Consider the following 12,238-nt stretch of genomic DNA (forward strand, 5'->3'; position numbering starts at 1 on the left):
AGGACCTTTTCGCGGTGCACGGCGATGGTGAGCAGCGCGTGTACGTCGCCGACGAGCATGCGGACGCAACCGACCCAGGGGCGCCTGCGACCGAACGGCTTGCCCCGATGACGCTGCCCGTGCAGGGTGTGTCGTCGGGAATGTCTCAGCCTCAGCCTCAGCCTGAGACTGAGACGAGCACGGTCGGCGAGGCCGTGGCGGCAACGAGCGACGAGCAGGACGAGACGCCAAGGAAGCGTCGCGGTGGCATGGGCGAGGACCCCGCCAAGGCCCGCCAGCGCCCGCTTCCCGACCCGCCACCGGTCGGCGAGAGCGGCTCGGCCGTCGTCATCGCCGTGTGCAACCAGAAGGGCGGGGTCGGCAAGACGACGACCACCATCAACCTGGGCAGCTCCCTCGCGGAGTTCGGGCGGCGCGTTCTGCTGGTCGACTTCGACCCCCAGGGCGCGTTGTCGGTCGGCCTGGGCATCGCGCCGCACGACCTGGACACCACGGTCTACAACCTGCTGGTCGAGCGCGGCACCAACCCGCAGGACGTCGTCCTGCGCACCTCGGTCAAGGGCCTGGACCTCTTGCCGGCCAACATCGACCTGTCCGCCGCGGAGATCCAGTTGGTCAACGAGGTGGCCCGGGAGCAGACCCTCGAACGGGTGCTTCGGCCGCTGCTCCCGCAGTACGACTACATCCTGATCGACTGCCAGCCCTCGCTCGGCCTGCTCACTGTCAATGCGCTCACCGCGGCGCGCGGTGTGCTGATCCCGCTCGAGTGCGAGTACTTCTCGCTACGCGGTGTCGCCCTGCTGATCGACACCGTCGAGAAGGTACGCGACCGGCTCAATCCGGATCTGGGCCTCGAGGGCATCCTCGCCACGATGTACGACCCGCGCACGATCCATGCCCGTGAGGTCTTCACCCGCATCGTCGAGGCGTTCGGGGAGAAGGTCTTCCAGACCACCATCAACCGAACCGTTCGCTTCCCGGAGACCACGGTCGCGGGTGAGCCGATCACGTCCTGGGCGCCGACGTCCCCGGCTGCTGAGGCCTACCGCAATCTCGCGCGCGAGATCCTGCTGCGCGACGCCGAGTCGTGACCGAGCAGTCGCCGGTGACCGCGACCGCCGAGCATCCTCACCAGATCGCTCCGGCCGGTTCGGAGTTCCACGACGAGGGATCGACACGCCCCCGTTTCACCGTCCGGTTGACGAACTTCGAGGGCCCCTTCGACCTCCTGCTGCAGTTGATCAGCAAGCACAAGCTCGACGTTACCGAGGTCGCGCTCTCCAAGGTCACCGACGACTTCATCGCACACATCCGACGCGACGGCGATACCTGGGACCTCGGCCAGGCGACGGAGTTTCTGCTGGTTGCCGCGACCCTGCTCGATCTCAAGGCCGCCCGGCTGCTGCCCAAAGCGGAGGTGGACGACGACGAGGACCTCGCGCTGCTCGAGGCACGTGACCTGCTGTTCGCACGACTCCTGCAGTACCGCGCCTACAAACAGGTAGCGGCCGCCATCGCCGAGATGATTCGCACCGCCGGCCGCCGTTATCCGCGAGCCGTGTCGCTCGAGCCGCAGTACGCGCAGGCCCTGCCCGAGCTGCTGATCGGCGTCGGTCCCGAGCGGTTCGCGCGGATCGCCGAACGGGTGATGACGCCCAAGACGCCGGAGACGGTGCGGATCGACCACCTGCACGCCGCGCAGGTCTCGGTGGGCGAGCAGATGACGATCATGCGCGAACGGCTGGCGCGCAGACGACAGCTCACCTTTCGCGAGCTGACCGAGGACTGCGCCCACACGCTCGAGGTCGTTGCCCGCTTCCTCGGGTTGCTGGAGCTCTATCGCGAGAAGTCGGTGATCTTCGAACAGGTAGCGCCGCTAGGCGAGCTCAACGTCCGCTGGAGCGCCGACGCGCACGCCGACCCGGGCGGCGCCGATGATCCCGCCGCGCACGATCCCGACGAGGACTACGCATGAGCGACGCCACGCCCGACACCCCAACGACCCCCACGAGCGCCGACACCCCCGCGGTCGTCGACCAATGGCCTAGCCGGGTGGAGACGCCGCAGGACGACGATGCCGGTGACTACAGCCCGGACGAGACTGACCGGCCGCAGGAGCCCAAGCCGTTCGAGCTGCAGCTTCCGCCGCGCCCCGACGAGGGCGAGGAGGCGGGCGAGCCCGACCAGCTGATGACGATCCTGGAGTCCGACATCTCCCCGGCCATCGAGTCGGTGCTGCTGGTCGTGGACACCCCGACGTCCGCGATGGACATCGCCCGCGCCATCGGCATCGGAGAGGACGTCGTCATCGAGCACCTGCGCGCGCTGCAGGCTGAGTACGACGAGCAGGGCCGCGGCTTCCAGCTGCGCGAGGCAGCCGGCGGCTGGCGGCTGTACACCCGCGAGCAGTACGCGCCCGCGGTCGAGCGATTCGTCCTGGACGGCCAGAAGACCCGGCTCACCCAGGCGGCCCTCGAGACCCTCGCGGTGATCGCCTACCGACAGCCGATCACCCGAGCCCGGGTGTCGGCCATTCGCGGAGTCAACGTCGACGGCGTCGTCCGCACACTGCTGATGCGCGAGCTCATCGAGGAGGCCGGGCATGAGGAGGGCAGCGGCGGCGGACTGCTCACCACGACCGATCTGTTCGTCGAGAAGCTCGGGCTGCGCTCGCTGGAGGAGCTGCCGCCGATCGCCCCTCTGCTGCCCGATGTCGACCCCGAGATGGATGAGCGGCTCGAGTCCGGCCTCGCCGCGCTCGCCGACCTGGAGATGGACTGATGAGCAATACCTACGACCTCGACCTGGGTGGGGAGTACTACGACGAGGACGACGAGGAGTTCGAGCTGGCGGACGCCGAGTTCGACCTGCCCGCTCGAAGACCGCTCACCGACCAGCACAGCCCCGGCGGTGAGCGGCTGCAGAAGGTGCTGGCGCGCGCCGGGGTCGGCAGCCGGCGGGTCTGCGAGGACCTCATCGCGCGGGGTCAGGTGAGCGTCAACGGCAAGCGGGCCACCCTGGGGATGCGGATCGACCCGCAGCGCGACATCGTGCAGGTGGACGGCGCCCGCATCGAGACCCGCGACGACATGATCTATCTGGCCTTCAACAAGCCGGCCGGCGTGTTGTCGGCGATGAGCGACGACCGCGGCCGCTACACGCTTTCGGACTACATCGAGAGCTATGTCGAGCGCGGCATCCGGCTGTTTCACGTCGGGCGGCTGGACTCCGACACTGAAGGCCTGATCCTGCTGACCAACGACGGCGCGCTGGCGCACAAGCTGGCGCATCCGAGCTTCGGCGTCGAGAAGACCTACATCGCCGAGATCATCGGCCCGGTGGCGCGCGACGTCGGCAAGCGACTGCGGGCCGGAATCGAGCTCGAGGACGGGCCTGCGAAGGTCGACTCGTTCCGGCTCATCGAGCAGTTCGGCAACCGCGTCATGGTCGAGGTCGTGCTGCATGAAGGACGCAAGCACATCGTCCGCCGGCTGCTTGAGGCGGTCGGGCATCCCGTCCAGAGCCTGGCCCGCACCAAGTTCGGCCCGATCCATCTTGGGGCACAGCGATCTGGCATCATTCGGCCGCTGAACAGCAAGGAGATCGCCGAGCTGCACGCGGCCGTGGAGAAGTAGCGCCCGCGGTTTCGGGCCGGGGAGCAGGCGCACGCCGGTAGACTTGACCACCGGCCTGAACAGGCGAGGGACGAGGAGGACGGCGTGGGAGTGCGCGCGGTACGCGGAGCGGTGCAGATCGACCGTGATGACGTCGAGGAGCTGCATCAGGCGACCGCCGAGCTCGTGACCGAGGTGATGGAGCGCAACGGATTCACGATCGACGACATGATCAGCGTGATCTTCACCGTCACCCCCGATCTCACCAGCGACTTCCCGGCGCACGCCGCACGCCTGATGGGCTTCACCGATGTCCCACTGATGTGCTCGACCGAGATCCCGGTGGCCGGTGCGCTGCCGCGCGTCATCCGTCTGATGGCGCACGTCGAGACTGACAAGCCCCGTCAGGACATCCAGCATGTCTACCTGCGTGGCGCGGCCGCTCTACGCCGGGACATCGCGCAGTGACGCTACACAGGGTCATCGCGATCGACGGGCCGTCCGGCTCCGGGAAGTCGAGCGTCTCGAGATCGGTCGCCCGCCAGCTCGGACTTCGCTATCTCGACACCGGAGCCATGTACCGCGCCGTCGCGCAGGGCGCGGTGCTGGCGGGCATCGACGTCGAGGACGCCGAGCGGGTCGCGCAGTACGCACGCGAGATGGACCTCCCGATGCCGACCGATCCCGACGAGCAGACCATCATCGTGAACGGGCAGGACGTCACCGCCACCATCCGGACGTCGGCCGTCTCCCTGATCGTCTCGGCCGTCGCGACCAATCTCGCGGTGCGTCGCGAGCTGGTTCGCCGGCAGCAGGAGATCGTCGCGGCCGGCAGCATCGTCCTCGAGGGACGCGACACGACCACGGTCGTCGCACCCGATGCCCAGGTGCGCATCCTGATCACCGCCGACCCCGAGGCACGAGTGGCGCGCCGGACCGCCGAGCTGCACGACGAGGTCTCCGGCCGCACCATGTCGCAGACGATGACTGAGATCATCGACCGCGACGCCAAGGACGCCACTGTCGTGAACTTCCAGACCGCCGCCGACGGTGTCATCACCCTCGATACCTCGCACCTTGATCTAGCGGGGTCGGTCGCGGCGGTGCTGCGGATCATCGCCGACTCCGAGAAGGAGCTGGCACCGTGACCGACAACGAGATTCCCGACTGGGTCGCCTCCGAGCTCGCCGATCTGGGATCGGAGGGAGCGGACGACGTCGAGGAGCTGGCGCCCGCGCCGGTCGTTGCCGTGGTGGGCCGGCCGAACGTCGGGAAGTCGACGCTGGTCAACCGGATCCTCGGCCGCCGCGCCGCGGTCGTCCAGGATGTGCCGGGCGTGACCCGCGACCGGGTCAAGTACGACGCGAACTGGAGCGGCCGCCGCTTCACCCTCATGGACACCGGCGGGTGGGAACCGGACGCCGCAGGACTGCAGGGCGCGGTCGCTCTGCAGGCCGAGCACGCGATCCGCACGGCCGACGTCGTCCTGTTCGTCGTGGACGCGACGGTAGGTGCCACGACCACTGATGAGGCCGCGGTTCGCCTGCTACGCCAGGCAAAGGTGCCCGTGCTGCTGGTCGCTAACAAGGTCGACGACGAGCGCGGCGAGATCGACGCGCTGACGCTGTGGAACCTCGGGCTGGGTGAGCCCTATCCCGTCTCGGCGTTGCACGGCCGTGGCTCGGGCGACCTGCTGGACGTCGTGCTGGAGCATCTGCCCGACGCCCCGCGCGAGAGCTATGCGCGCTACGGCGGCCCGCGACGAGTCGCGTTGGTGGGCCGGCCGAACGTCGGCAAGTCGTCGCTGCTCAACAAGCTGGCGAAGGAGACCCGCTCGGTCGTCGACGACGTCGCCGGGACGACGGTGGACCCGGTGGACTCGGTCGTCGAGGTCGGCGGCGAGGAGTGGCACTTCGTCGACACCGCAGGCCTGCGCAAGCGCGTGAAGAACGCCGCCGGAGCCGAGTACTACGCCTCGCTGCGGACGGCGTCCGCGATCGAGCAGGCCGAGGTGTGCGTCGTCCTGCTCGATGCCTCAGAGCCGATCAACGAGCAGGACCAGCGGATCATCACCCAGGTCATCGAGTCCGGCCGCGCCCTCGTGCTCGCGATGAACAAGTGGGACCTCATGGACGAGGACCGCCGGATCATGCTGGACCGCGAGATCGAGCGCGAGCTGGTCCGGGTCCCGTGGGCGCAGCGGGTCAACATCTCGGCGAAGACCGGCCGCGCCGTCGACAAGCTCGCCCCGGCGATGCGAACCGCTCTGGAGTCGTGGGACGCCCGGGTCCCCACCGCGAAGCTCAACGCCTGGTTGTCGGAGATCGTCTCGGCCCATCCACACCCGGTTCGTGGCGGCAAGCAGCCGCGGATCCTCTTCGCCACGCAGGCGTCGTCCCGCCCACCGCGGTTCATCATCTTCACGACCGGGTTCCTGGAGGCGCAGTATCTCCGGTTCATCGAGCGGCGGATGCGTGAGGACTTCGGGTTCACCGGATCGCCGATCCGGATCAGCGTGAAGGAACGGAAGCGTCGCGAGCGCTAGAGACACTCCTCGGCGACGAGCTCGAAGGAGCGCAGCAGCGCCGGGCGCTCGACGGCGTTCGAGGTGAGGATCAGCTCATCGGCCTTCGTGTCCTCCTGCAGCCGCAGCAGGAACTGTCGTACCTGCGGTCCGGTGCCGACGCCGGTGTAGGTCATCATGTGGTCGACCTGCATGCCGCCGGCGCCGTCGAGATGCTGATCGACCTCGGCATCCGTCATGTTCTGGCCGCGGCCGAACAGCATCCGGAAGCGGGCACGGCGGGTGTTCTGGCGTTGCCGTTCTGCCTCGTCCTCGGAGTCAGCGGCGAGCGTGCCGGCGCCGACGATCACGTAGGGCTCGGCGAGCTGGTCCGACGGCTCGAACCGCTCGCGGTAGACGCTGATCGCCTGGTGCAACGCGTCGGGGGCGAAGTGGGAGGCGAACGAGTAGGGGAGGCCGAGGGCGGCGGCGAGCTGCGCGCCGTACAACGAGGAGCCGAGGATGTACAGCGGCACGTGCGTTCCTCGACCGGGCGTCGCCGCGACGCCGCGCACCCGTGAATGGTCCCCGAGGAAGCCCTGGAGCTCGAGGACGTCGTTCGGGAAGGACTCCGCGGCCCCAGGCGTACGGCGGAGGGCCTGCACGGTGACCTGATCGGTACCGGGCGCGCGTCCCAGCCCGAGGTCGATGCGTCCCGGGTGCAGGGTGGCCAGTGTGCCGAACTGCTCGGCGATGACCAGCGGCGAATGGTTCGGAAGCATGATGCCTCCGGAGCCGAGCCGGATCGATGTCGTCTGGGAGGCGATGTGCGCGATGAGCACGCTGGTGGCCGACGAGGCGATCGTCGGCATGTTGTGGTGCTCGGCGTACCAGATCCGCGTGAAGCCCCACTTCTCGGCTCGTTGGGCTAGATCGACGCTGGCCGCGAAGCTCTCGGCGACGGTCTCGCCTTTCCCGACCGTGGCCAGATCGAGGATGGACAGTGGCACCGGAAAAGAACCCATACCCCCGACTCTATGTCCGCCGTGTGCCAGTATGTGGGCGACGGAGCGCCAGTAGGGTGTGCGAAACGAAGGAGACCCGATGACCGACACCACTCGCATCGTGCTGGCCCGCCGTCCCGACGGCGAGCCGACGCACGACGACTTCCGCACCGAGACCGTCTCACTGGCCGAGCCGCAGGACGGGGAGGTGCTGCTGCAGACGCTGTACCTCTCGCTCGACCCCTACATGCGCGGCCGGATGAACGACACCAAGTCGTACGCGGCCAAGGTCGAGCTGGGGGACCCGATGGTCGGCGGGACGGTGTCGCGGGTGCTGCAGTCGAATGCCGAGGGGCTTCGCGCGGGGGACGTCGTGCTCGGGTACGCAGGATGGCAGACGCACTCGGTCGAGAGAGCCAAGCACCTCGTGAAGCTCGACCCCGAGCAGGCGCCGCTGTCCACCGCTCTCGGCGTCCTGGGGATGCCCGGCTTCACCGCCTACTCGGGACTGCTCACCATCGGCCAGCCCAAGCCGGGGGAGACCGTCGCTGTCGCGGCCGCTACCGGACCGGTCGGGTCGGCGGTGGGCCAGATCGCGAAGATCAAGGGCGCCCGGGCCGTCGGGATCGCCGGCGGCCCGGAGAAGGCCGCGTACCTTCGCGAGCTCGGCTTCGACGCCGCCATCGACCATCGCGCGGATGACTTCGCCGAGCAGCTCAAGGCGGCCGTACCGGACGGGATCGACGTGTACTTCGAGAACGTCGGCGGCAAGGTGTGGGACGCCGTCCTGCCGCTGATGAACGAGTTCGGACGAGTTCCGGTGTGCGGCCTGGTGTCGGGCTACAACTCCACCTCGCTGCCCGAGGGCCCGAACCGCGTGCCCGCCCTCATGGGAGCCGTCCTCACCAAGAGCCTCACGCTGCGCGGGTTCATCCAGCGCGAGTTCGCCGACCAGATGCCACAGTTCCGTCGCGAGATGAGCCAGTGGATCACCGACGGGAAGGTGAAGTACCGCGAGGACATCACTCAGGGACTGGATCGGACCGTCGACACCTTCATCGGCATGCTCCGCGGCGAGAACTTCGGCAAGGTCGTCATCGAGGTCGCCCAATGAGCTCTGAACTAGTTCTGCTGAGCGTGGCGGACAGCGTGGCCACGATCTCGTTCAACCGCCCGGAGAAGCTGAATGCGATGGGCGTCGGCTCGGAGCCGGCGCTGAAGGCCGCGCTGACCGAGGTAGCCGAGCGGGACGACGTCAACGCAGTGGTGCTGACCGGGGAGGGGCGCGCGTTCAACGTCGGCCTTGACCTGGAATCCCCGTTCGGTGGGGACGTCGCCGAGACCTACCAGCGGATGCGGGCCAGCACGGCGACCGTGATGCTGATGCGCCGCATGCGCCAGCCGATCATCGCCGCTGTGAACGGGAACGCGATCGGTGGTGGGTTCGCTATGGCGCTCGCGTGCGACATGCGCATCGCAGGCCGCGACGCGCGCTTTGTCGCGCCCTTCGCGGAGCTGGGCATGTCGGCGGGCGACCTGGGGATGACCTGGCTCCTGCCGCGGATGATCGGCCCCGGGCGTGCTGCCAAGGCGTTCTACACCGGGGAGCCGATCCGGGCGGATGAGGCGCGCGAGCTCGGGCTTGCGGACGAGGTGGTCGAGGATCCACGCGGCCGCGCGCTGGAGATCGCCAAGGTCATTGCCAGCAAGCCGCCGTTCGGCATCCAGCACTCCAAGGAGCTGCTCAACGCCAGCGTCTACGGCCAGGGCTTCTTCGAGCACCTCGAGGTGGAGCTGCGCTCGCAGGTCGTGTGCTCGGCGTCGAGCGACTTCCACGAGGCGAAGGCCCGGTTCGCCGCCGCTCGTAGACCGTAGTCCATCGACAGCTCGAGGGCTCAGTATTCCGGTGATGCCGTGCGTAACCGGTTCGCGCCCGTGGGCGACCTGCCGGCAGCCCCAATGCCCACTACGCTGCGATTCATGGCATCGAAGAAGGGGGAGTTCGGTGAGCCGGTTCACCTGCACGTGGGCGACCGGTCCGTCCGGATATCGAACCCGCAGCGCCCTTACTTCCCCACGCTCGGTCTGACGAAGATCGACATCGCCGAGTACTACCTGTCTGTCGGTGACGGGATCGTGCGGGCACTGCGGGAGCGACCATGCATGCTGCACCGGTTCCCCGACGGGGTGACCGACGCCAGCGGGGACATGCAGCAGAAGGTGCACCAGAAGCGGCTGCCCCGGGGAGCGCCCGACTGGGTGCAGACCGTCCGGCTGCACTTCCCGCGGTACGACCTGACCGCCGACGAGCTCTGCGTCACCGAGCTCGCCAGCGTCGTCTGGGCGGTCCAGATGTCGACCGTCGAGTTCCACCCGTGGAACAGCCGTCGCGCGGACACCGAGAAGCCTGACGAGTGGCGCATCGACCTCGACCCGATGCCGAAGGCGCCGTTCAGTCGAGTCCGCCGGTCTGCCGAGGTGACCCACGAGGTGCTCGACGAGATCGGCGCCACGGGATGGCCGAAGACCTCCGGCGGGAACGGCCTGCACGTCTACGTGCGGATCAAGCCGGAGCATGACTTCGGCGACGTACGCCGGGCCGCGCTCGCCTTCGCCCGAGAGGTCGAGCGTCGGCTGCCCGGTGAGGTGACGACGACCTGGTGGCGCAAGGATCGTGATCCCGAGGCGGTGTTCATAGACTTCAACCAGAACGCGCGCGACCATACGATCGCTTCGGCGTACTCGGTGCGCGGCAACCCGCAGGCGACCGTATCCACCCCGATCACCTGGGACGAGGTGGCGGACGTCGATCCACGCGAGCTGACGGTGCGCACGGTCCCGGAGCGCTTCGCCCGGGTGGGGGATCTGCACAAGGGCATCGACGATGCGGTGTTTGACATCGCCCCGCTGCTCGAGTGGGCCGACCGGGACGAAGCCGAAGGCCAGCCCGCGCCCGACGACCGACTGTGACGCACGCCTAGGTAGTTGAAACGGAAACCAAACCCCATTACGCGTATGGTTGATCCGTCAACTAAATTTCGAGAAGTACCGAACAGGAGCAGACATGACGAAGCTCGCGATCATTTACTACTCGGCCACCGGTCATGGCACCGAGATGGCGAAGGTCGCCGCCGCGGCGGGCCAGGCGGCTGGCGCAGAGGTGCGGGTGCGGCACGTCGCCGAGACCGCCGACCCGTCGACCTTCGCCGAGAACCCGGCCTGGACCGCGAACTACGAGGCGACCAAGGATCTGCCGGCCGCGACGGGCGATGACATCGTCTGGGCGGACGCCGTCATCCTCGGTGCGCCGACCCGTTACTCCACCCCTGCGGCGCCGTACCAGACCTTCATCAACGGCCTGGGCGGTCTCTGGGCCGAGGGCAAGCTTGCGAACAAGGTGTACGCGGCCTGGACCTCGAGTCAGACCCTCCACGGTGGTCAGGAGACCACGCTGCAGCAGATGTACCAGCAGGTCATGCACTTCGGTGGGATCATCGCCGCGCCGGGTTACACCGACGGCCTGAAGTTCGTCGACGGGAATCCGTACGGCGTCGGCCATGTCACCGGTGCGAACAATACCGACGAGCTGTCGGATGCCACCAAGAACGCCCTGGAGCACATGACCAAGCGTGTCGTCGACATCGCGACCAAGCTGAACAGTTGACGACCCTCTAGTAGAAGCGCCGCCACGCGACTGACGTGGTGGCGCTTTGTCATTGCCCATCGTGATGTCTAACAGGTCGGCCCGCCGGTGCCCGATTGCTCGGCGCCGGTGGGGTACACTTTCGTGTCGGTCCTGCTCAGGTGGGACCAACGAGCTGTGGCGCAGTTTGGTAGCGCACTTGACTGGGGGTCAAGGGGTCGCAGGTTCAAATCCTGTCAGCTCGACCAGATAGATCCCCAGGTCAGCATTCTGACCTGGGGATCTCGTGTTATGGGCCTCCGAGCGAGGTGTCGCAGACGAGCCTCGTGACTACGGTCACATGGGGCTAGGCTCAAGTGGATCGTCTCGCCGACCACGGAGGTTCCCATGGCCATCGACAATCCCTTCTACAGCCCGGAAGCACAGGGACCGTACGAGCTTCATTCGATCGGACGGTTCGAGCTCGAGGACGGCGGTGTCATCCCCGACCTGCAGCTGGCGGTAGCGACTTACGGCGAGCTGAACGAGGACAAGAGCAACGCGATCCTGATCCCCACCTGGTTCTCTGGCACGCACCAGACCTGGGAGCAGGTCTACATCGGGCCCGGTCGCGCTCTTGACCCGGAGAAGTACTTCATCATCGTCGTCAACCAGATCGGCAACGGTCTCTCGACGTCCCCGCACAACACCGACGACGAGTCGATCGCGATGTCCAAGTTCCCCAAGGTCCGCATCGGGGACGACGTCCGCGCCCAGGAGCAGCTGCTGCGCGAGAGGTTCGGCATCGAGCGGCTGGCCCTGGTCGTGGGCGGCTCCATGGGTGCGCAGCAGACCTGGGAGTGGGCGGTGCGCTTTCCCGAGAAGGTGCTGCGCGCGGCGCCGATCGCTGGCACCGCCCAGAACACACCCCACGACTTCCTGTTCGCCAAGACGCTGCTGGATGCGATCACCAGCGATCCGGGTTTCAACGCCGGCGAGTATTCCTCGCCCGCGGACGTTGCCGAGGGACTCGGCCGGCACGCCGACATCTGGGCCGTGATGGGCCTGAGCACCGACTTCTGGAAGACGGAGTTCTGGCGCGGCGTCCCACCGGTCACGGAAGGCCAGAGCTGGGACACCTTCGAGGAGTTCCAGGAGCAGTTCCTGCGCGCGCTGTTTCGCATGATGGACCCCAACGCGCTGCTGGCGATGGGATGGAAATGGCAACGCGGCGACGTCGCGCGCAACGCCGGCGGCGATCTGAAGGAGGCGCTGGGCCGCGTGACCGCCAAGACCTTCGTCATGCCGATCGACAGCGACATGTTCTTCCCGCCACGCGACAGCCAAGCCGAGCAGCAGCTGACACCGGGCAGCGAGCTGCGGGTGCTGCACAGCATCGCTGGTCACTTCGCGCTCTTCGGCTTCGAGGAGTCCTATCTGGCCGAGGTCGATCAGCACCTCAGCGAGCTCCTCGCGGCGGACGTCGAGACATGAC

The 12,238-nt window shown here is 67.8% G+C and carries 13 protein-coding genes and 1 tRNA gene; 13 read left to right on the forward strand and 1 reads right to left on the reverse strand.

Translation table 11 applies throughout. From position 1 onward, the window contains the following. The first annotated feature begins 107 nt into the window (after positions 1-107). The 7 genes from DAA40_RS00260 (at position 108) to der (ending at position 6,159) form a co-directional block, all read left to right on the forward strand. Positions 108-1,091 carry a ParA family protein gene (locus DAA40_RS00260; RefSeq protein WP_199849600.1) on the forward strand — a complete coding sequence of 328 codons (984 nt, stop codon included), beginning with the start codon at positions 108-110 and terminating at the stop codon, positions 1,089-1,091. Further along, positions 1,088-1,975, forward strand: coding sequence for a ScpA family protein (locus DAA40_RS00265; protein WP_234356172.1), 888 nt, complete (start codon positions 1,088-1,090; stop codon positions 1,973-1,975). Before DAA40_RS00260 ends, DAA40_RS00265 begins: the two co-directional genes overlap by 4 nt. Continuing rightward, on the forward strand, positions 1,972-2,781 hold the full coding sequence (gene scpB, locus DAA40_RS00270; RefSeq protein WP_199849432.1) for an SMC-Scp complex subunit ScpB: 810 nt from the start codon (positions 1,972-1,974) through the stop codon (positions 2,779-2,781). The genes DAA40_RS00265 and scpB overlap by 4 nt, the downstream gene beginning before the upstream one ends. After that, a complete protein-coding gene (locus DAA40_RS00275) occupies positions 2,781-3,635 on the forward strand; it encodes a pseudouridine synthase (protein WP_106847765.1) in 855 nt (284 codons plus the stop codon). Before scpB ends, DAA40_RS00275 begins: the two co-directional genes overlap by 1 nt. An 84-nt stretch (positions 3,636-3,719) precedes the next feature. Next, positions 3,720-4,082, forward strand: a complete 363-nt coding sequence (gene aroH, locus DAA40_RS00280) for a chorismate mutase (protein ID WP_106847766.1) — start codon at positions 3,720-3,722, stop codon at positions 4,080-4,082. Next, entirely contained in the window at positions 4,079-4,762 is a 684-nt protein-coding gene (gene cmk, locus DAA40_RS00285; protein WP_106847767.1) for a (d)CMP kinase, read from the forward strand. Before aroH ends, cmk begins: the two co-directional genes overlap by 4 nt. Further along, positions 4,759-6,159 (forward strand): ribosome biogenesis GTPase Der, encoded by a 1,401-nt coding sequence (der, locus tag DAA40_RS00290; RefSeq protein ID WP_106847768.1) that lies wholly within the window; start codon positions 4,759-4,761, stop codon positions 6,157-6,159. The genes cmk and der overlap by 4 nt, the downstream gene beginning before the upstream one ends. Here the strand turns inward: der and DAA40_RS00295 are convergent. Then, on the reverse strand, positions 6,156-7,142 hold the full coding sequence (locus DAA40_RS00295; RefSeq protein WP_106847769.1) for an LLM class flavin-dependent oxidoreductase: 987 nt from the start codon (positions 7,140-7,142) through the stop codon (positions 6,156-6,158). The genes der and DAA40_RS00295 overlap by 4 nt on opposite strands. A 79-nt stretch (positions 7,143-7,221) precedes the next feature. Here DAA40_RS00295 and DAA40_RS00300 point away from each other — a divergent pair, with 79 nt between their 5' ends. From DAA40_RS00300 to DAA40_RS00325, 6 genes are all read left to right on the forward strand, one after another. After that, on the forward strand, positions 7,222-8,235 hold the full coding sequence (locus DAA40_RS00300; protein ID WP_106847770.1) for an NADP-dependent oxidoreductase: 1,014 nt from the start codon (positions 7,222-7,224) through the stop codon (positions 8,233-8,235). Continuing rightward, positions 8,232-8,996 carry an enoyl-CoA hydratase/isomerase family protein gene (locus DAA40_RS00305; protein WP_106847771.1) on the forward strand — a complete coding sequence of 255 codons (765 nt, stop codon included), beginning with the start codon at positions 8,232-8,234 and terminating at the stop codon, positions 8,994-8,996. The genes DAA40_RS00300 and DAA40_RS00305 overlap by 4 nt, the downstream gene beginning before the upstream one ends. Before the next feature lie 105 nt (positions 8,997-9,101). Beyond that, positions 9,102-10,091 carry a non-homologous end-joining DNA ligase gene (ligD, locus tag DAA40_RS00310; protein ID WP_106847772.1) on the forward strand — a complete coding sequence of 330 codons (990 nt, stop codon included), beginning with the start codon at positions 9,102-9,104 and terminating at the stop codon, positions 10,089-10,091. Between the two features lie 94 nt (positions 10,092-10,185). Beyond that, positions 10,186-10,785, forward strand: a complete 600-nt coding sequence (locus DAA40_RS00315; protein WP_106847773.1) for an NAD(P)H-dependent oxidoreductase — start codon at positions 10,186-10,188, stop codon at positions 10,783-10,785. Between the two features lie 150 nt (positions 10,786-10,935). Continuing rightward, positions 10,936-11,012 (forward strand) — tRNA-Pro (locus tag DAA40_RS00320). A 139-nt stretch (positions 11,013-11,151) separates the two neighbouring features. After that, positions 11,152-12,237, forward strand: coding sequence for an alpha/beta fold hydrolase (locus tag DAA40_RS00325; RefSeq protein ID WP_106847774.1), 1,086 nt, complete (start codon positions 11,152-11,154; stop codon positions 12,235-12,237). Position 12,238 lies beyond the last annotated feature (1 nt).

It is taken from the genome of Blastococcus sp. Marseille-P5729, from assembly GCF_900292035.1.
Lineage (GTDB): Bacteria > Actinomycetota > Actinomycetes > Mycobacteriales > Antricoccaceae > Cumulibacter.

What these genes read in the sequence shown, in the direction of transcription:
- DAA40_RS00260 (WP_199849600.1), top strand. Translation starts at nt 108, where the DNA reads ATGACGCTGCCCGTGCAGGGTGTGTCGTCGGGAATGTCTCAGCCTCAG.
- scpB (WP_199849432.1), top strand. Translation starts at nt 1,972, where the DNA reads ATGAGCGACGCCACGCCCGACACCCCAACGACCCCCACGAGCGCCGAC.
- DAA40_RS00275 (WP_106847765.1), top strand. Translation starts at nt 2,781, where the DNA reads ATGAGCAATACCTACGACCTCGACCTGGGTGGGGAGTACTACGACGAG.
- DAA40_RS00295 (WP_106847769.1), bottom strand. Translation starts at nt 7,142, where the DNA reads ATGGGTTCTTTTCCGGTGCCACTGTCCATCCTCGATCTGGCCACGGTC.
- DAA40_RS00300 (WP_106847770.1), top strand. Translation starts at nt 7,222, where the DNA reads ATGACCGACACCACTCGCATCGTGCTGGCCCGCCGTCCCGACGGCGAG.
- DAA40_RS00305 (WP_106847771.1), top strand. Translation starts at nt 8,232, where the DNA reads ATGAGCTCTGAACTAGTTCTGCTGAGCGTGGCGGACAGCGTGGCCACG.
- ligD (WP_106847772.1), top strand. Translation starts at nt 9,102, where the DNA reads ATGGCATCGAAGAAGGGGGAGTTCGGTGAGCCGGTTCACCTGCACGTG.
- DAA40_RS00315 (WP_106847773.1), top strand. Translation starts at nt 10,186, where the DNA reads ATGACGAAGCTCGCGATCATTTACTACTCGGCCACCGGTCATGGCACC.
- DAA40_RS00325 (WP_106847774.1), top strand. Translation starts at nt 11,152, where the DNA reads ATGGCCATCGACAATCCCTTCTACAGCCCGGAAGCACAGGGACCGTAC.